We start from the raw sequence: 17,731 nt of genomic DNA, 5'->3' as shown, positions 1-17,731 counted from the left end.
CTCTACTTTATCATATCAAAGAACTTGCTCCATAAATCCTCTTGAAGTTCTAAAAAATTCTCCATAGTTTTTCTTTGTAAATCCATATAAAAATCAACTTGTTTTTCCATTATATCTACATAGAAATCCTTAGTTTGCTCTATTTCTTTACTTTGAACTTTTACAGGAAGATTTTTCATATCTTCATTAGAATCTACTTTTATAACAATTTCTCCAGAATTATTACTATTTTCCTTGTTAATTCTTGAGAATATTACACTATTATTTGCAATTTCACTACTTTTTTTAACATAGGGAATTATATTAGAAGTTGTTTCTTCTACTTCTAGAAGTTCTCCTCTTCCCTTTACAAATTCCATTTCACAAGTTTTTTCTTCTCTTTTTTTAAGAATATTTAAAATCTTCATAGTTATTTTATATATAATATCATCAAAAACTCTTGCAAATTTAATATCATCAAAAATATCCTTTATTACCTTTGGAGTATTTTTAGAAATATATATCTCGCAGGGAAGCTCTAATATTGCGTTATTTTGATTTAAAGAAACTTTGCCTTTAATCCTTGCAAGTACATAATTGTCTTCATATTTTATCCAAATTAAATCAGAATCTTCTATTCTATTTATAGAATTTACAAGGGCTGTAATATTTAAAATATCTCTTTGATTTCTAGCTGTAAGAGATTCTCTATCTGAAGAAATATCTATATAATTACTATATGGTCTATAATTTATAGTAATTTTTTCTTCTTCAACTACTTCTTTAAAGCTATCTAAACTTGTTAAACTAAGTCTGTAAAGCATAATTTTTCCCCTCTTTAAAATCCTCTTAACATTCCAGGTCTAAAGTTCTTTTCTTTAAGAGTTTGATCTATTGTTGCAATTAAATCATCTCTATCTTCATTTAAAACTCCACCTAAAAGAACATAATTAGACGCATGATTTGATCTAAATATAGTTCCTTCTGAATCTACATTTTCTAAGAATAATCTTATTTCAAATAAGATCTCTTCAGCTGTAAGTGGTTCAAATTTTCCTGAAATATAATCTTCATACATTGGTGTATTTTCATAAACTCTCATTGTCAAATAAGATACATATGTTGGTTTGGTATCTGTTATTAACTTTGCAGTTTCAATAGCATTTTCTCTCCAACGAGCTCTTCCACCAAGACCTGCTATTACTGTAATAGAAGTTTCAAATCCAACCTCATTACATTTTTCCATAGCATCTACATAATCTTTATAAGTTAGACCTTTTTTAACATCTTTTAGTATTTGGTCATCGCCACTTTCAAATCCAATATATAATATAGTAAGACCTTTATCATATAGAGTTTGAAGTTCTTTTACTGATTTTCTATTTATATCACCAGCAGTTGCATAAGCTGCTATTCTATTTACATGTGGCATATTTTCATTAATATAATCTATTAACTTAACTAAATCTTCAGTCTTTAAAACTAAAGCATCACCATCTGCTATAAAAACTCTCTCATAATAGGAGAAATACTCTCTTACATCTTCAAGATCTGCAATTACATCATCAATATCTCTTATTTTAAATTGGTCGTCTTTGTACATATAACAAAATGTACAATTATTATTTGAACAACCTACAGTTGCTTGAATAATAAGTGATCTAGCTTCACTTGGCGGTCTAAAAACATTTCCATAATATCTCATAATTTACCTCATCTTCTACTATAAGTTTTACCATGGTCATCAAGTAAATCTTCCTTGATTTTCCATAGATCATAAGATAGATCCACTATATATTCATGTGGATTATCTAGCCTTTTTGTTTCTTCCCATAGAGAATCTAGTTCAACTTGAACCTTATCTCTTATTTCATTTAAAGTTGGTAGTTTATATACTAACTTTCCTTCTTTATATATCTGAACAAGAAGTGGCTTTGCTGTAAAATTAGTAAATGTCTTTCTCTTCCATGTATATATTGGGTGAAATATTTCATATTCCTTAGTATCATCTATTTTCTCATTATGAAGAGTAACAACATCTGCCATAGCCTTTCCTGTTTCATTATCATAAAGTCTATATAAATTTTTAAATCCAGGATTTGTAATCTTAGCTACATTCTCTGAAATCTTAATAGTTGGAGTCAAACTTCCATCATCTTCTTCTACTGTTGTAAGTTTATATACTCCTCCAAAAACTGGCCAGCTCTTGGAAGTAATAAGTCTTTCTCCAACTCCAAAGGAGTCAAGCTTTGCACCTTGTAATAATAGGTTTTGAATAGTAAACTCATCAAGTGAGTTAGAAGCCATAATCTTTGCATCAGGGTATCCTGCATCATCTAACATTTTTCGAGCCTCTTTTGATAAATATGCAATATCACCAGAATCTATTCTAATTCCCTTTGGTCTAAATCCTCTTGGAACTACTTCTTCATCAAATACCTTTATTGCATTTGGAATACCCTTTTTAAGAGTGTCATAAGTATCTACCAAAAGAAGACAATTATCAGGATATACCTTTGCATAAGTTTTAAAAGCTTCATATTCCGTTTTGAAAAGTTGAACCCATGAATGAGCCATAGTTCCCATAGCAGGAACACCATATATCTTTTCTGCAAGTGTATTTGCAGTTCCAGCACAACCTCCAATATAAGAAGCTCTAGCACCAAGATTTGCTCCACTATATCCTTGAGCTCTTCTAGATCCAAACTCCACTACTGGTCTTCCCTGTGCAGCTGAAACTATTCTATTTGCTTTAGTTGCAATCATAGATTGATGGTTAATAGTAAGAAGAACCATAGTCTCTAATAATTGAGCTTGAATGATAGGACCTCTTACAATTACTAAAGGCTCTTGAGGAAAAGCAACAGTTCCCTCAGGCAGCGCCCAAACATCACACTTAAACTCAAAATTCCTTAAATACTCTAGATATCCTTCACTAAAAATTCCTTTACTTCTTAAAAATTCAATATCACAATCATCAAATTTTAAATTTTCAAAATATTCAATTAATTGTTCAAGACCTGCAATTATAGCATAACTTGCACCATCAGGTACTGAACGGAAAAACATATCATAATACACTATTTTGTCTTTTAAATCTGATTCAAAAAAACCATTGCACATTGCAAACTCATAAAAATCACAAAGCAGTGTATAATTGTTCTTTTCCTTAATATCCAGCTTCATATTCTCCCCCTTTTTATTTCCTTTTAATTATATAATTAAAAATGATTTCTTTCAAGATTATAAGATTTTATGCCAGTTTGTAATAGAAGCATAGATATTAAAAACTCTTAATTTTAATCAAGTTTTTTAACACCAATTAAATCAAGAGCCCTTTCTACATTTGAAAAATTCACAAATCCACTTTCCTTTACAATAACTGCATTATCTTTCATTACTAATAAAGTAGGCCCTGTAAATATTAAAAACTCTCCTCTTAACTTTGGATTATCCTCTACTTGAATTAAATACATACTTATATCATAATCTTTTAATATAATTTTCGCCTTTTCTAAAGTGCCAGTACAAACTCCACAATCATGAGTTTTGAAAAAATATATTTTATTTACATCATCTACTTTCATTCCTTCTTTATATTCTATAATTTTCATATTAATCACCTATACTAAATATACCCAAATAATAAAAATAAATGAATTTTACTTACTATAATATAGAAAAACCAATTACTTATACCTTAATAAAATTATATTATGAAAAATATACATATATAAAGCTTATTTACAACATTCTAATTATTTGATATTGTAAATATAAATACTTAGAAATAAGAGGTGGTATTATTGAGTTTTGAAAAACAAATTAAAAGCAGAGAAAATTTTAGCACCAAACTTGGTTTTATATTAGCCTGTATTGGTTCAGCAGTAGGAATGGGCAATATTTGGCTATTTCCATATAGAGTAGGCGAATTTGGAGGAGCTGCATTTCTCATCCCATACATAATATTTACAACACTACTTGGATTTACAGGAGTTGTTGGAGAAATGGCCTTTGGTAGAGCTATGAAAACTGGTCCATTAGGAGCTTTCAAAAAAGCCTTTGAAAAAAGAGGCAAAAAATATGGAGCAATCATTGGACTTATTCCAGTAATAGGCTCTCTTGGAATAGCAATAGGATATTCTGTAGTTTGTGCATGGATATTTAGATTCTTAGTAGGATCAATTACAGGTTCTCTTACAAATGCACCAAATTCAATTGCTTACTTTGAATCTATTGCAGGAAACTTTGGAAGCATACCTTGGCATTTAGCTTGCCTTGTAATAATACTTATAATCTTATCCCTTGGCGTTTCAGAAGGTATAGAGAAAATAAATAAAATACTTATGCCATCATTTTTTATTTTATTTGCTATTTTAGCAATAAGAACATTTTTCCTAGAAGGATCAATAGAAGGATACAAATATCTATTCCTTCCAAAATGGGAATATTTAAAAAATATAAAAACTTGGGTATTTGCATTAGGTCAAGCATTTTTTTCACTATCTATTGCAGGATCAGGTACAGTTGTCTATGGTTCATACTTAAAAGAAAGCGAAGACATAATAGACTCTGCTAAATATGTAGTAATCTTTGATACAATAGCAGCTCTTCTATCAGCAATGGTTATAATACCATCAGTATTTGCTTATAATATGGACCCCACAGCAGGACCACCACTTATGTTTATTACACTACCAAGCGTATTCAAACAAATTCCCTTAGGACGAATATTTTCCATAGTATTCTTTATAGCAGTATTTTTTGCAGCAATTACATCACTTATGAACCTTTTAGAAACACCCATAGAAACACTTCAACACAAATTCAATCTATCTAGAAAATCTTCCGTTTATATTATAGTTGGAATCGTAGCAATATCTGGAACATTTATACAAAATGCTAATATGGTAGGAATTTGGATGGACGTATTATCTATCTATATAATTCCACTTGGAGCACTACTTGCAGGAATAGCATTTTACTGGATTTGTGGCAAAAACTTCGCAAGAGAAAAAATTCAAATGGGAAGAGATAAAAAAATAGGCAAATGGTTTGAACCAATGACAAATTTATTTATTACTCTAACATTTATAGTATATATATTGGGAATCGCCTTTGGCGGAATTGGTTAAAAAACTAAAGAGACCTTAAAAGGTCTCTTTTTTATTAAAAATTAAGTTAAAGTTAAAATTTAAAAATAAATTTATCAAATACTGTCCTCTTGAATTGTTTGTAAATATCTATAAATCGTAGCCTTAGAAACTCCTAGCTTTTCAGATATTTTAGGAACTGCTTCCTTATAAAGAAAAACTTCCTTTTCCTTTAACTTCCTAACTATCTCCATCTTTTCATCTTGAGACAAATCTTCTAAAGAACTATTCTTATCCATAAGAGCATCATTAAAAACACCAACAATAATATGTTCTACAAGATCTGAAACTAAATTATTTTTAAAATCAAAAGTTTCAAGTTTCTCATTTCCAATCAAAGCATTAGACATATTTGTAAGTTTTAAAATTTCCTTAGCAATATTTACCAGTTTACTTATATCAAAATTTATACATAAAACCCCTTCAAGATTTCCATGCTTATCTCTATACAAAAAAGAAGAATGCTTCATAACTTTATTGTTTTCTACCCTTCCTCTTGTATTAATTACAAAATTCTTATCAGAACAATCCCCGAGCAATTCTAACAAAGTTTCTTTAGTATAATCCTCTTCTCTTCTTCCAGATATTTGACCATTAGCTAAATATTCAACCATATATCCATCATTTTCCAAATTATGATACACTATTTCATATTCCATTCCCAAAGCCTCATGCAAAAATACAGCCATATTCTTTAATAATTCTTTATTATCAAGTTCACCCATAGAAAACACCCCTAACCATTATATTCTCTGCAATTTGTCTCTTTATTATATCATAATACAATACATTGCCATATAAATATGTTCAACAGTAATAATAAATTCTCATTTATTCATATGTATCTTCACTAATAAATATCTTAATAAAATAAAAAAGCACCTAAATTAATAGATGCTTTTTAAAATTATTTATTTAATTATCTCAGTCCACTTCTCTGAACCATCTTCTAATCTTTCTTTTTCATAGTTATGAGTATTTGCTGCTTCTACTATATCTTCATAGTACCAAGCATTTTTTTCTAGATCATTAAAGTATTTTATATTTTCTAGAATATTTTCTGCTTTTACTTTTCTATTTTGCATTCTATTTACAAGGGTTACAAATTCTGCTCTTGTAATGAAATTATCTGCTTTTATGCTTCCATCTCCATATCCCTTGATCCAACCTTTTTCTATTGCTGTTATTAATTCTTCTTTTGCCCAGTGGTCTTTTATTTCTTCTAGAATATTTTTATTATTTGATGTTGCATTTTCTAGTCTTACTAAGATTGTTGCAGCTTCTGCTCTTGTTATTTTATTTACTGGTTTAAATTCTCCATCTGGATATCCTTTTATTCCACCTTTATTTGAAAGGTTTTCTATATTATTATAAGACCATCTGTCATTTTCTACATCTGGATAGTTAAATAATCTTTTTGTCATAGGTTTATCTTCTGTTACTCTATCTAGTATTGCTGATGCTTATTCTCTTGTAATACTTCCTTCTGGTCTTACTGTATTATCTGGATAGCCATTTATATATTCTTTGTGAAGTAGTGAACTTTGTATTTGTAGTCTTATTATTTCTTCTGGTTTTTCGTTTGGTTTGTTTGGTCTATGAGGTTTATGATTTCCTCCACCATTTTCACCACCATCTGGTTCTTCTACTTTTTCCCATTTTGCATAAAGTGTTTTATCACTTGTAATTTCAGTATTAAAATCAAATTCACTACCTGTTAAATCTTCATTTTCATACCAACCTACAAATTCATATCCATCTTTCGTTGGATTTTTTGGTTTTTTAGCTTTTTCTTTATCTTTTACTTTTTGACTTTCTATACTATTTCCACCATTTGTTTCAAAGTTTACAGTGTGTTCGTCTTCTATATTTTTTTCATCAAATACTACAAAGGTATTATCATTTATTATATTTTGATCTTTTCCTTCATAACTAATAACAGATTTAAACTCTTTAACATTTTCTGGGTGTCTTCCACTTTCTCTAAGTGGTTCCGCTTGATAAATTTCCCCTACATAATCTTTATTATCTTTTGTATAATGTGCATCTTCCTTATAAATTTCAGCGCTGTTATTTGTTGTATAGGCATAACTCTTTGGATAAGTTTTTGATTCTTCCCATTCTTCTTCTAGTTGAATTTCTTTTATTTGATTACCATTTACATCTTTAATTAATATTTTAAATGGAATTGTATTTGGAACTTCCTTTACAAAAGTATGACTTATCATAGTCTTATCAGAAGTATCTACAAGTTTTGCAGTTATTGCATCTCTAGCTAATACACCATTATCAAGTCCTCTTGAAGTTGCAACAATATCAGCATTATTTAATACTTTTAAATTTCCTTCTATATCTATGGTTCTGTGAAGATCATCATAACCGTAACTAGATGAACTTCCTCCTCCACCAATACCTGAACCCATTACAGACTTAGCTAGAACTTTTCCACCACTTATAATTGTATTTGCTCCACTTGATAAATATTCTTTTGTAATTTGACCATCTTTCTCAGTTATGGCAAGTTTTCCTCCACCTATTCCTGCTCCCCACATAGATTTTATACCTAAGTTTGAATTCTTTATATTTATACTTGCTAAATTTTCTAAAATTGATCCATAGCCTGTTCCTATTCCTGCTCCATTTAAAGATTCAATCTTTCCTTTAGTTTCATCTATTTTCAAGCTAAAGTTTAGAGGTATAAATTTGTCATATCCTGAAAATTGACCTGTTCCTATTCCTGCTCCACCTTGAGATTTTATATCTAGGTCTGAGTTAGTAATATTAAATTCACTATTTATATCAGCTTGGTTTCCTAGACCTATTGCTGCTGCCTTATCAACTTCACCCTTTATTTCACTATTTATAATATCTACTTTAAATTCTCTAATTTCTTTTAAAGTTATTAGCTTTCCACCTAAAATATTTGGATCTTTTACATAGGCATCTTCTCCTGTATCATAGTCTCTATTTGTTACATATCCTCCAGTACCAACTATAGCTCCTTCGCTGTTTTTTCTATCACCAATATCTACACTGCTATTAGGAAGTCTTTCTATCTTGGAATTATTAATATTTATCTTCATATTAGATAAGTCACTATATCCAATACCTACTACTGGTCCTCTTTCAGCTACTCCTTGAATTACAGCATTATCTATATTTACATCAATAATACCCATCTGAGAAATAGAGTCTGGCGTAGCACCATGATTAATATAGGTCGATCCACTATAAGTTCCAACTATAGCACCTAAGTCAGTATGACCATTTATTATAATGTTCTTATTCTTTCCCTTTATATTAATCTTAGCTACACCTTCTCCATTTATTGCAGCTCCAGGATTATAGCCTACGATATCTTCAAATATCATTTTAAGATTCATATTCCAAGTTTCATTAGTATTATTGATAATATTTAAATCTCCATTGTATATTGCAATACCATGGGTCATAAAATCTATATCAAAATTATCTTTGTCTACTCCATCTATTAGTATATTTCCATTTTTGGCACTTATTCCAATTATGGCCTTTATTTTTATTTTAGGTTGACCTGTAATCCTTACAAGATAATCATCTGTATCAGGATCATTAAAAGATTGAGATGCTCCTCCAATACCATTGTGGACATTATCAAGGTTTATCTCTACATTGTCCTTAATTAAAATATGACCTTGTTTGTTGTTAGAAGATTGACCAATGGCTGCTGCATTATCAGGCTTTCTATTTATATATATTTTAGCCCTATCTTTTATTACTATATCTCCAGAAGATCCCTTAGTATTTTGTCCATAACTAGATCCTCCACCAATACTAGCTCCATTAGGATTATCTTTATTTTTATAATCTAAAACATTTACTTTTGCATCTTCTCCAATTGTAATATTTCCATTATCTATTTCATTTTGATCCTGTCCTCCACCAATTCCTGCTGAGCGGTGAGCACTAATTACATTAATTTCTACATTATCTAGTATATTTATTTCTCCAGATCCATGGTTATATTCTCCACCTATTGCCGCTCCAGTGTAATAGGCACCCATACCTGTATCGTAAGTTCCAATACTTACATCTATCTTTCCATTTCCTATAATAGTAAGTTTAGAATTAATGTCTTTATTTTTACTTACAGATATTGCTGCTGATTTTCCTTCTGAACTTATTTTATTTTCTCCCCTTAAAATTAGTTTATTATCAGTAGTATCTTCTACATATATAGGAGAAAAAGCAAGATCTCTATTATTTATATTAAGATCTCTGTTATTAATAATCATATTTTCTAATTCTAAGCTTCCATTTTTTTTAAGTCTTATTTGTAGGTTTTTAAATTCTTTACTACCACCTATTATTTTTACAGTTTTATTGTCAATTGTAAGAACTGTTTTATTTGCATCTTCTGGCAAATTACTTACGTCAATTTCAGTTTCACCACTGTCTATTAAAGTTTGAACATCTGCCCAAGAATTAACTACTGCTTTTGCTTCAGCTAATGCATTAAATCTTTTCATTAATCCATTATATTTTTCTGTCCACTCTTCTTTTTCATCATCATCTTCTAAAATATTGATTTTTTCATTTAATAAATTCAGATCCTCTTGTATTTCTATTTTTTCAAAATCTATACTTTTTTCATCAAAATTAGCAGATCTTTTTTCAGCTTTTATCTTCTTCTCAAGCTTTGTTATTTTAAGTTCTAAATTTTCATATAATTTTGCAATTTCTGATTTTAATTCTTTGTCGCTATCTTCTTCTAGTTCTTGATTTTTTTTAATTAATTCTTTTAATTCTTCTACATATTCTTCTTTTTCTAAAATATATTCTTCTTTTTCTTTTTTTAAGTTTTTATCTTCTAATAAGTTTAACTTACTTTTAAATTCACTTATTAAATTTTCCAAATCTTCTAATTTAAAACTTAAATTTTCATTATTTTTTTCTTTTAATATTTCAGCCTTTAATATAGAACTTCTATTAACTCGCGTAATTTAGATAATTCTCCTATAGTATCATCTATTGAAGTTTTTTCTTCTTCAATTAGTTCCAAACTACTTTCCTTTGCTAAAACGACACTTCCAAGACCTATACTTATTTCTGTAGAAATAATTAAAATGCTTAAAAAATATAGGAATACTTTTTTTAATTTTTTCATATTCCATCTCCTTTATTAAAGTACAACATTAATCTTATGAAATGACTTTACCGCCATATAATTCATTATTAAATAATTACCCCGCAGTTTTTTATTTATGCATATTTAATACTAGATTTTAATTAAATAACATACTTATTTTAATATTATTAATATAGATATTTCCCTTTAATAAATAGAATTAATATTTTGTATATTTATACAATAAAACACCTAAATTAATAGCTGATTTTCTAATTTTTGTATTAAAAAAGGCCACCTCCATGGCAGCCTTTTATTCTAAATTTTTCTAAATCTTTGTAAGAATTCTTTTGTTCTTTCTTCTTGTGGACTTTCAAATATTTGCTCTGGTGAGCCCATTTCTGCAATTACACCTTTATCTACAAATACTACTTTTGAAGATACATTTTTAGCAAAGTCCATTTCATGTGTTACTACTATCATTGTAAGTCCTGATTTTGCAAGATCTATCATAATCTTTAGAACTTCTCCTACCATTTCTGGATCTAGTGCTGATGTTGGCTCATCAAAGAGCATTACATCTGGATCCATACAAAGGGATCTTGCTATTGCAACTCTTTGTTTTTGTCCTCCTGATAGTTGTGCTGGCATTGCGTCTATATATTCTGCCATTCCAACTTCTTCTAATACTTCTATTGCTCTTTTTTCTGATTCTTCTTTTGATTTTTTTAATATTTTAGTTGGACCTATTGTACAATTTTTTAAAACATTTAAATTATTATATAGGTTAAAGGATTGAAATACCATTCCCATTTTAGTTCTTATTGCTCTAATGTCAGCGTCTGGATCAAGCATATTTTTGCCTTCAAAAATTATTTTTCCACTTGTTGGTTCTTCTAGCTGATTTATACATCTTAAAAGTGTTGATTTACCAGATCCTGAAGATCCTATTATAGAAACTACTTCACCTTTTTTTATTTCTAAATCTATTCCCTTTAGTACTTCGTGCTCACCAAAGGTCTTTTTTAAGTTTTCAATTTTTAATATTTCTTCCATATTTATACCTCTTATGCTTTGTCACTTTTAAGTTCGTAATTACTTGAACCTTCTAGTTTTCTTTCAAATAGTTGAAGAATTTGAGTTATTACAGTTGTAAGTACTAAATAAATTATAGCTGTTACAAGGAATGTATTAAACATATCAAAGCTTTGTCCTGCTATTGATTTTGATGCAAAGAAAAGTTCTGATACTGCTATTACATTTAGCACTGATGTGTCTTTTATATTTATTACAAATTCATTTCCTGTTGCTGGTAAAATATTTTTTATTGTTTGAGGAATTATTACATAAAGCATTGTTTGTGCATGTGTCATTCCACTTGCATAGGCTGCTTCAAATTGTCCTTTGTCTATTGAGCTTATTCCTCCTCTTACTACTTCTGCCATATAAGCACCTGTGTTTACTGATACTATAAAGTATGCAGCGCTCATATTGTCTATTTGTACTCCATAATAAAGTGCTGATCCATAATATACTAGTATTGCCTGAACCATCATTGGAGTTCCTCTAAATACTTGTATATATATTACAAGTATTGCATTTACTATTTTTTGTATAACTCTTTTAAATCCCTTTTGTTCTGGTATTGTTCTAATTGATCCAACAAATAGTCCTATTATAAGTCCTATTATTGTTGCAATTATTGAAATTTTTAGTGTTACTATTGTACCATTTACAAACATACTGGAATTTTTCATAAATATTTGATATATCTTATCCATATTTCTATCCTCTTATTTTATGCAATATTAGTCTATTGCTGGTTGATTTTTTATTGCTTCATCCATTAAGTTTTGTCTATCTTCTTCTGTTATTTTTTCAAGAATTTGATTAACTTTTTCTGTTAAGTCTGATCCTTTTTTTACTCCTGCTGCTATTACATTTTCATTATCTTCTATTATAAATCCTTTACCTTCTTCAAAGCTAACTACTGCAAAGTCTGGCATTGATGCTTCAACAGATTTTCCTTCTGGTACTTCTGCTACATATCCATCAATTATTCCTGATTGTAGTGCTATTCTCATTTGAGGGAAGTCTTGCATTGCCTCTTGTTTGTCTACGCCTTCTATTTGATCTACTTTGTCATAGTGAACTGTATTTAATTGTCCTGTTATTTTTGCACCTTTAAAGTCTTCTAGAGATTTTGCATTTGCATATTCTCCATCTTTTCTCACAATCATTATATATTCACTAGCCCAATAAGGTTCTGTAAAGTCAATTTGTTCTCTTCTTTGAGCTGTTGGGCTCATTCCTGCCATTACTAAGTCTATTTTTCCTGATTGAACTGCTGGTGGAAGTCCTTCCCATTCTGTTTTTACTACTACAAGTTCTTTTCCAAGTTCTTCTGCTACTTTTCTTGCAATCATAACATCATATCCGCCTGCGTATTCTTTTGATCCATCTATTGCAACTGCTCCATTTGAATCATCTTGTTGTGTCCAGTTATATGGAGGATATCCTGCTTCCATTCCCACTTTTAAAATATTTTCGTCTTCTTTTTTTGCTCCACATGCTACTAATGGAATCATTAGTGCCATTGACAGTATTGCCACTGATATTTTTTTTAAATTTTTCATTTCCTTCTCCTTTTTAAATAATATCTAACTTCTTTACCAAGCATAGGTAATATGAGACCTGAAAATAAAAAAAACTTCCGAACCAAAGAGAAACTCTTTGGGACGAAAGTTATATAATCCGTGTTACCACCCATATTTATATATGCTTTACAGCATATACCTTGCAAGGTACCATCATACCTCTGCCCTATAACGTAGGTCACTCACGTCTTTGAATCATATATAATCCTCAAAGATGCTCAGAGCCTTTTTTCATCTTAATGTTATTTATGTCATCTCACCAACCGACACTCTCTTTAAAATACTTTTTAAGACTAATCGTCTCCTCATAGCTTTTGTATCATTATACATATCTAAATTTTAAACTGCAAGGCTTTTTTTAACTTTTCTTTTATTTTTCATTTTCTCTTTTTCTTCTTATACCCTTCTAAAGCTATATATCTCAATATTTATAGCATTTTTAACTTTTTCTTAAAATATTCACATTTTTTTAAAATTTTCTTATTATTTTACTAAAACTCTTTTATTTATGTCTATTTTTTTCATAGGAGCTGGTTCTTCTAATATATTTCCAAAGACCATTTGTGCTTTTAAAGACCAATTTTTAGGAATATTCCATTTTTCTTTTACTTCATCATCAATTAATGGATTATAATGTTGCAGATTTGCACCAAGTCCCATTTCACGAAGTCCTATCCAAAGTCCTTGAGTTACAATTCCTGATGAGTGCTCTGACCACTCTATAAAAGTGTCATGATATGTTGGGAATTTTTCTTGTAATTCTCCTATTACATCCATATCTTCAAAAATTAATATAGTTCCATAGGCATTTTTAAATCCATTTATTTTACTTTCTGTTCTCTTAAAAGCCTCATCATCATCTACTTGTTTTCTAAGTGTTTCCATTACAATATTTCCCCAAAGATAGTCATGTTCTTTTTCTAATAAGACAACTGCTCTTTGATTTTGTGCATTATATGGACTAGGGGAATAATAAAATATATCTTTTACAAAATTTATTATATCCTCATTTTTAACATTTATATTTTTATCCAAATTATAATAAGATCTTCTATTCTTAAAAATTTCTACTGTCTTTAACTCCATACTAGTCCCCCTTTAATTTTTTAATTATTTAACAACTTTAACTCTTTTCTTTATATCTATTTTTTCTTTAGCTTTTGCCTCTTCTACTATTTCTCCAAATATAAGTTGTCCTCTTAATACCCAATTTTTTGGAATATCCCATCTTTTTTGAATTTTTTCATCAATTAATGGATTATAATGTTGCAGATTTGCACCAAGTCCCATTTCAGCAAAGGCATTCCACATTTCAATAGTCGCCATTCCTGAGCCTTGCTCTGACCAAATCGGAAAATTATCTTTAAATATTGGAAATTGTTCTTGAAGAGATTTTACTATATCTTCATCTTCAAATATCAAAATTGTTCCATAGGCATTTTTAAAGGAGTTCATCTTTTCTGTAACTTCCTTAATTTTTTCTTCTTTTTTGACTATTTCAAGTAATGTATTTAATGTTAAATCTTCCCATAAATAATCATGTTCATCACCTAGTACAATTATTGCCTTATGGGATTGAGAGTTAAAAGCTGATGGAGAGTATAAAAAAACATCTTCCACCATTTTTATAATATCTTCGTCACTCACTTTAATGTCTTTATTTAAATTATAATTACTTTTTCTTTTTTTCAGATTTTCTATTGTATTTAATTTCATATAATCACTCCTAAAGAAGATTTACCCATTAAAAGTAATTTTTAAATATAATTGTATTTTATTTATATAATAATTCATATATAATATCTTTGGTGATTAAATGAAAAATGTACTTATAACAGGGGCAGGTAGAGGTATTGGTAGAGCTATAGCAAAAAGACTTGCCTATGAAAAAGAATATAGAATATTTATAAATTATAATAAAAGTAGAGATCTTGCTTTAGCACTTCAAAATGAAATTAGAGATATGGGAGTAGATGCTCTTGCTATACAAGCAGATATTTCAAAAAGAGAAGAAGTTGAGCAAATGTTTAATGAAATTGAAAATAAATTTAAAGGTATTGATATTTTAATAAATAATGCAGGAATTGCAAAGACATCACTTTTTCAAGATATAAGCTATAATGATTGGCAAGATATTTTTAATGTAAATGTAAATGGTGTTTTTAATACTATACATTGTGCTCTTCCCTATATGCTTTCTAAACACAGTGGTAAGATTTTAAATATTTCTTCTATTTGGGGAGCAAATGGTGCTTCTTGTGAAAGTTCTTATTCTGCTACAAAAGGAGCTATTGATGCGCTTACTAAATCTCTTGCTCTTGAACTTGCTCCATCTGGTATTATGATAAATGCCATTGCACCTGGAGCTGTTAATACTGATATGATGAGCACTTATTCTAAGGAAGATTTAGAATGTGTTTGTAATGAAATTCCTATTTGTAGAATTGCAGAACCTGAAGAAATAGCAGAGTCTATTGCTTTTTTAATTTCTGATAAAAACTCCTATATGACCGGTCAAATTATTGGAGTTAATGGTGGTTTTTGCGTATAATATCCTATTTTAGGGTAATTTTATATTGATAAAAGAAAAAAAGAGATTCTTATAAGAATCTCTTTTTTATAATATATTTATGGTAGTCCATAGGGGAATTGAACCCCTGATTCCGCCTTGAGAGGGCGACGTCTTAACCGCTTGACCAATGGACCAAATCTATAAAATATATTACTCCTAAATTTTAAATTTGTAAAGATTTTTATTAATATTTTTTAAAAGAGGTGAATTATGAATAATCTTTCTAGAATCAAAATAGATGATAATAATTCTAAAAACTTATTAAAAGTCTTATTATTATCTATAGCTTTTTATTTTATTTTATATAATTTTACAGCTGTTTGGAAGTTTTTAGGATTTTTTGTTGGTATTTTGTCTCCCTTTATCTTAGGTGGAGCTCTTGCCTTTATAATTAAAATTCCAATGAATTTTATAGAAAATAAAGTCTTAAAGAATATGAAAAGCCAAAATAAAAAACGTGGCCTTTCAATATTTTTATCTATTTTAACTATTATTTTATTACTTGTACTTTTAGTTGTCATAGTTGTTCCACAGTTTATAAAATCAATTCAAAATTTAGAAGATAAACTTCCAATATTTACAAATAAGGCCTTTGAATTTTTAAATTCAATACCTGGTATTGGAAAATATTCTGCTGATTTTCAAAAGACTTATAGTAATTTTAGTTGGGACAAGGCATTTTTAAATATTAAGGACTTTTTATTTAATGAAAATTCTAGAGTATTTTCAAAAGCAATGTCCACTGCTTCAAATATTTTCGGTGCTTTTGTAAATTTCTTTGTAGGATTTATATTTTCAATTTATATACTTTTTGACAAGGAAAAGTTATCTATTCAATCAAAAAGACTTATATTTTCAATGTTTAAGGAAAATACTGCAAATTATATAAATAAGGTCTTTAAACTTGCCCATCACTTCTTTTATTCCTTTATTAAAGGGCAGTTTACTGATGCAGTTGTTCTTGGTGTAATTGTATTTATAGGAATGAGCATTTTAAGACTTCCATATGCTCCTATGATTGCAATTCTTACATCTTTCTTAGCACTTGTTCCAATAGTTGGAGCTTTATTATCTGCTCTAATTGGTTTTATTATACTTTTAATAGAATCTCCAACACAAGCTATTGTCTTTATTGTATTTATGATAATAGCTCAACAAGTTGAGGGAAATATTATATATCCTAAGATAGTTGGATCATCTTTATCTTTGCCATCTATGTGGACATTATTTGCTGTTACAGTTGGAGGATTTTTATTAGGTATTCTTGGAATGTGGCTTTTTGTACCGATATTTGCAATAATATATACACTTCTTGGTGAATATGTAGAAAATCAATTAAAGGAAAAAAATATTAAAATAGAATAATAAATTTTACCCTCCTATATGCTATAATTTAAAGCATTAGGGGGGATTTTTATGATTAATAGAATATGTACTTTTTACTTTACAGGAACTGATACTACCAAAAGGGTAGTTCAAAGCATTGCAAATGAAGTAGCAGAAAGACTAAATGTTAAAGAAATTTTTGATTACAATTTCACAACTCCAGCATCTCGTGAAGAAACGCCTGAATTTAAAGAGGGAGATCTTGTAATAGCAGGTGTTCCTACAATTGCAGGAAGAGTTCCAAACTTACTTCTTCCATACTTAAAAAAAATAAATGGTAATGGAGCACTAGGTGTAGCTATTGGACTTTATGGAAATAGAAATATTGATGATTGCCTAGTTGAACTTCGTGATTTAATGTCTTCTGGAGGAATAAATGTAATTGCAGGAGGAGCTTTTGTTGGAGAGCACTCTTTCTCACAAATTCTTGCAAAAAACAGACCTGATAATAAAGATATGGAAATAGTAAGTGAATTTAGCAAAAAAATTGCAGAAAAAATTGAAAGGGAAGATTTTTCTAATCCTGAAATGGTAGGAGAAGTTCCTTATAGACCTTATTATACTCCAAGAGATAGACATGGTAAGGGAATTGATATTAGAAAAGTTAAACCTAAAACAGACATGGAAAAATGTATAGATTGTAAACTTTGTGCAGAACTATGTCCAATGGGTGCTATTGATTTTGACGATGTTTCAAAAGTTCCAGGAATATGTATGAAATGTTGTGCTTGTATTAAAAAATGTCCAACAGATGCAAAATTCTTTGATGATGAAGGATATTTATATCATGCACATGAGCTTGAAGACTTATACGAAAGACGTGCAGAACCTGTTTATTTTGTATAATTAATTAAATTTTAAAATAGTGAAGTGATTT

Annotated in this window: 17 protein-coding genes, 1 tRNA gene and 1 other annotated feature; of the genes, 4 read left to right on the top strand and 14 right to left on the bottom strand. The window is 29.0% G+C overall.

The window, feature by feature from the left end; genetic code table 11:
• Window positions 1-2: 2 nt before the first annotated feature.
• The 4 genes from J2Z71_RS06600 to J2Z71_RS06585 all read right to left on the bottom strand — a co-directional run bounded on the left by J2Z71_RS06600 (window position 3) and on the right by J2Z71_RS06585 (window position 3,593).
• Window positions 3-803: a hypothetical protein gene (locus J2Z71_RS06600; RefSeq protein ID WP_210061265.1), complete on the bottom strand. Its 801-nt coding sequence runs from the start codon at window positions 801-803 to the stop codon at window positions 3-5.
• 14 nt (window positions 804-817) lie between these two features.
• A complete protein-coding gene (locus J2Z71_RS06595) occupies window positions 818-1,684 on the bottom strand; it encodes a radical SAM protein (RefSeq protein WP_210061263.1) in 867 nt (288 codons plus the stop codon).
• A gap of 8 nt (window positions 1,685-1,692) precedes the next feature.
• The gene (locus J2Z71_RS06590) at window positions 1,693-3,165 is read right to left on the bottom strand and encodes a nicotinate phosphoribosyltransferase (RefSeq protein WP_210061261.1); all 1,473 of its coding nucleotides are present in this window, start codon (window positions 3,163-3,165) and stop codon (window positions 1,693-1,695) included.
• A gap of 113 nt (window positions 3,166-3,278) precedes the next feature.
• Complete coding sequence (locus J2Z71_RS06585) at window positions 3,279-3,593, bottom strand: YbbN family protein (RefSeq protein WP_210061258.1); 315 nt, start codon at window positions 3,591-3,593, stop codon at window positions 3,279-3,281.
• 192 nt (window positions 3,594-3,785) lie between these two features.
• Here J2Z71_RS06585 and J2Z71_RS06580 point away from each other — a divergent pair, with 192 nt between their 5' ends.
• On the top strand, window positions 3,786-5,114 hold the full coding sequence (locus J2Z71_RS06580) for a sodium-dependent transporter (protein ID WP_210061256.1): 1,329 nt from the start codon (window positions 3,786-3,788) through the stop codon (window positions 5,112-5,114).
• Between the two features lie 74 nt (window positions 5,115-5,188).
• Here J2Z71_RS06580 and J2Z71_RS06575 read toward each other — a convergent pair whose 3' ends face one another.
• From J2Z71_RS06575 to J2Z71_RS06535, 9 genes are all read right to left on the bottom strand, one after another.
• Entirely contained in the window at window positions 5,189-5,857 is a 669-nt protein-coding gene (locus J2Z71_RS06575) for a helix-turn-helix transcriptional regulator (RefSeq protein WP_210061254.1), read from the bottom strand.
• 186 nt (window positions 5,858-6,043) lie between these two features.
• Entirely contained in the window at window positions 6,044-6,556 is a 513-nt protein-coding gene (locus J2Z71_RS06570) for an S-layer homology domain-containing protein (RefSeq protein ID WP_210061252.1), read from the bottom strand.
• Between the two features lie 39 nt (window positions 6,557-6,595).
• The gene (locus tag J2Z71_RS06565; protein WP_210061251.1) at window positions 6,596-10,027 is read right to left on the bottom strand and encodes an InlB B-repeat-containing protein; all 3,432 of its coding nucleotides are present in this window, start codon (window positions 10,025-10,027) and stop codon (window positions 6,596-6,598) included.
• A 56-nt stretch (window positions 10,028-10,083) separates the two neighbouring features.
• Complete coding sequence (locus J2Z71_RS06560) at window positions 10,084-10,278, bottom strand: hypothetical protein (RefSeq protein WP_210061248.1); 195 nt, start codon at window positions 10,276-10,278, stop codon at window positions 10,084-10,086.
• A 279-nt stretch (window positions 10,279-10,557) separates the two neighbouring features.
• A complete protein-coding gene (locus J2Z71_RS06555; protein WP_245311199.1) occupies window positions 10,558-11,295 on the bottom strand; it encodes an amino acid ABC transporter ATP-binding protein in 738 nt (245 codons plus the stop codon).
• 11 nt (window positions 11,296-11,306) lie between these two features.
• A complete protein-coding gene (locus J2Z71_RS06550; RefSeq protein WP_210061246.1) occupies window positions 11,307-12,020 on the bottom strand; it encodes an amino acid ABC transporter permease in 714 nt (237 codons plus the stop codon).
• A 27-nt stretch (window positions 12,021-12,047) separates the two neighbouring features.
• On the bottom strand, window positions 12,048-12,875 hold the full coding sequence (locus tag J2Z71_RS06545; protein ID WP_210061244.1) for a transporter substrate-binding domain-containing protein: 828 nt from the start codon (window positions 12,873-12,875) through the stop codon (window positions 12,048-12,050).
• 95 nt (window positions 12,876-12,970) lie between these two features.
• Window positions 12,971-13,214, bottom strand: a binding site (T-box leader).
• Between the two features lie 165 nt (window positions 13,215-13,379).
• A complete protein-coding gene (locus J2Z71_RS06540; protein WP_210061242.1) occupies window positions 13,380-13,982 on the bottom strand; it encodes a nitroreductase family protein in 603 nt (200 codons plus the stop codon).
• A gap of 24 nt (window positions 13,983-14,006) precedes the next feature.
• Window positions 14,007-14,612, bottom strand: a complete 606-nt coding sequence (locus J2Z71_RS06535; protein ID WP_210061240.1) for a nitroreductase family protein — start codon at window positions 14,610-14,612, stop codon at window positions 14,007-14,009.
• Between the two features lie 100 nt (window positions 14,613-14,712).
• Here J2Z71_RS06535 and ymfI point away from each other — a divergent pair, with 100 nt between their 5' ends.
• A complete protein-coding gene (gene ymfI, locus J2Z71_RS06530; RefSeq protein ID WP_210061238.1) occupies window positions 14,713-15,447 on the top strand; it encodes an elongation factor P 5-aminopentanone reductase in 735 nt (244 codons plus the stop codon).
• A gap of 80 nt (window positions 15,448-15,527) precedes the next feature.
• Here ymfI and J2Z71_RS06525 read toward each other — a convergent pair.
• Window positions 15,528-15,602 (bottom strand) — tRNA-Glu (locus tag J2Z71_RS06525).
• Between the two features lie 76 nt (window positions 15,603-15,678).
• Between J2Z71_RS06525 and J2Z71_RS06520 the strand changes: the two genes are divergently transcribed.
• Both J2Z71_RS06520 and J2Z71_RS06515 read left to right on the top strand, forming a co-directional pair.
• Window positions 15,679-16,833 carry an AI-2E family transporter gene (locus J2Z71_RS06520; protein WP_210061236.1) on the top strand — a complete coding sequence of 385 codons (1,155 nt, stop codon included), beginning with the start codon at window positions 15,679-15,681 and terminating at the stop codon, window positions 16,831-16,833.
• 51 nt (window positions 16,834-16,884) lie between these two features.
• Complete coding sequence (locus J2Z71_RS06515; protein ID WP_210061234.1) at window positions 16,885-17,700, top strand: EFR1 family ferrodoxin; 816 nt, start codon at window positions 16,885-16,887, stop codon at window positions 17,698-17,700.
• The last annotated feature ends 31 nt before the right edge of the window (window positions 17,701-17,731 follow it).

The organism is Peptoniphilus stercorisuis (genome assembly GCF_017874395.1).
Classification (GTDB): Bacteria; Bacillota; Clostridia; order Tissierellales; family Peptoniphilaceae; genus Anaerosphaera; species Anaerosphaera stercorisuis.
Note: the sequence above shows the minus strand (reverse complement) of the source record. Positions and strands in the feature narration are given on the sequence as shown.

Bases quoted from the DNA above. Each gene is read 5' to 3' on its own strand.
- J2Z71_RS06600 (WP_210061265.1), bottom strand. From the start codon at position 803: ATGCTTTACAGACTTAGTTTAACAAGTTTAGATAGCTTTAAAGAAGTA.
- J2Z71_RS06595 (WP_210061263.1), bottom strand. From the start codon at position 1,684: ATGAGATATTATGGAAATGTTTTTAGACCGCCAAGTGAAGCTAGATCA.
- J2Z71_RS06590 (WP_210061261.1), bottom strand. From the start codon at position 3,165: ATGAAGCTGGATATTAAGGAAAAGAACAATTATACACTGCTTTGTGAT.
- J2Z71_RS06585 (WP_210061258.1), bottom strand. From the start codon at position 3,593: ATGAAAATTATAGAATATAAAGAAGGAATGAAAGTAGATGATGTAAAT.
- J2Z71_RS06575 (WP_210061254.1), bottom strand. From the start codon at position 5,857: ATGGGTGAACTTGATAATAAAGAATTATTAAAGAATATGGCTGTATTT.
- J2Z71_RS06570 (WP_210061252.1), bottom strand. From the start codon at position 6,556: ATGACAAAAAGATTATTTAACTATCCAGATGTAGAAAATGACAGATGG.
- J2Z71_RS06560 (WP_210061248.1), bottom strand. From the start codon at position 10,278: ATGAAAAAATTAAAAAAAGTATTCCTATATTTTTTAAGCATTTTAATT.
- J2Z71_RS06555 (WP_245311199.1), bottom strand. From the start codon at position 11,295: ATGGAAGAAATATTAAAAATTGAAAACTTAAAAAAGACCTTTGGTGAG.
- J2Z71_RS06550 (WP_210061246.1), bottom strand. From the start codon at position 12,020: ATGGATAAGATATATCAAATATTTATGAAAAATTCCAGTATGTTTGTA.
- J2Z71_RS06545 (WP_210061244.1), bottom strand. From the start codon at position 12,875: ATGAAAAATTTAAAAAAAATATCAGTGGCAATACTGTCAATGGCACTA.
- J2Z71_RS06540 (WP_210061242.1), bottom strand. From the start codon at position 13,982: ATGGAGTTAAAGACAGTAGAAATTTTTAAGAATAGAAGATCTTATTAT.
- J2Z71_RS06535 (WP_210061240.1), bottom strand. From the start codon at position 14,612: ATGAAATTAAATACAATAGAAAATCTGAAAAAAAGAAAAAGTAATTAT.
- ymfI (WP_210061238.1), top strand. From the start codon at position 14,713: ATGAAAAATGTACTTATAACAGGGGCAGGTAGAGGTATTGGTAGAGCT.
- J2Z71_RS06520 (WP_210061236.1), top strand. From the start codon at position 15,679: ATGAATAATCTTTCTAGAATCAAAATAGATGATAATAATTCTAAAAAC.
- J2Z71_RS06515 (WP_210061234.1), top strand. From the start codon at position 16,885: ATGATTAATAGAATATGTACTTTTTACTTTACAGGAACTGATACTACC.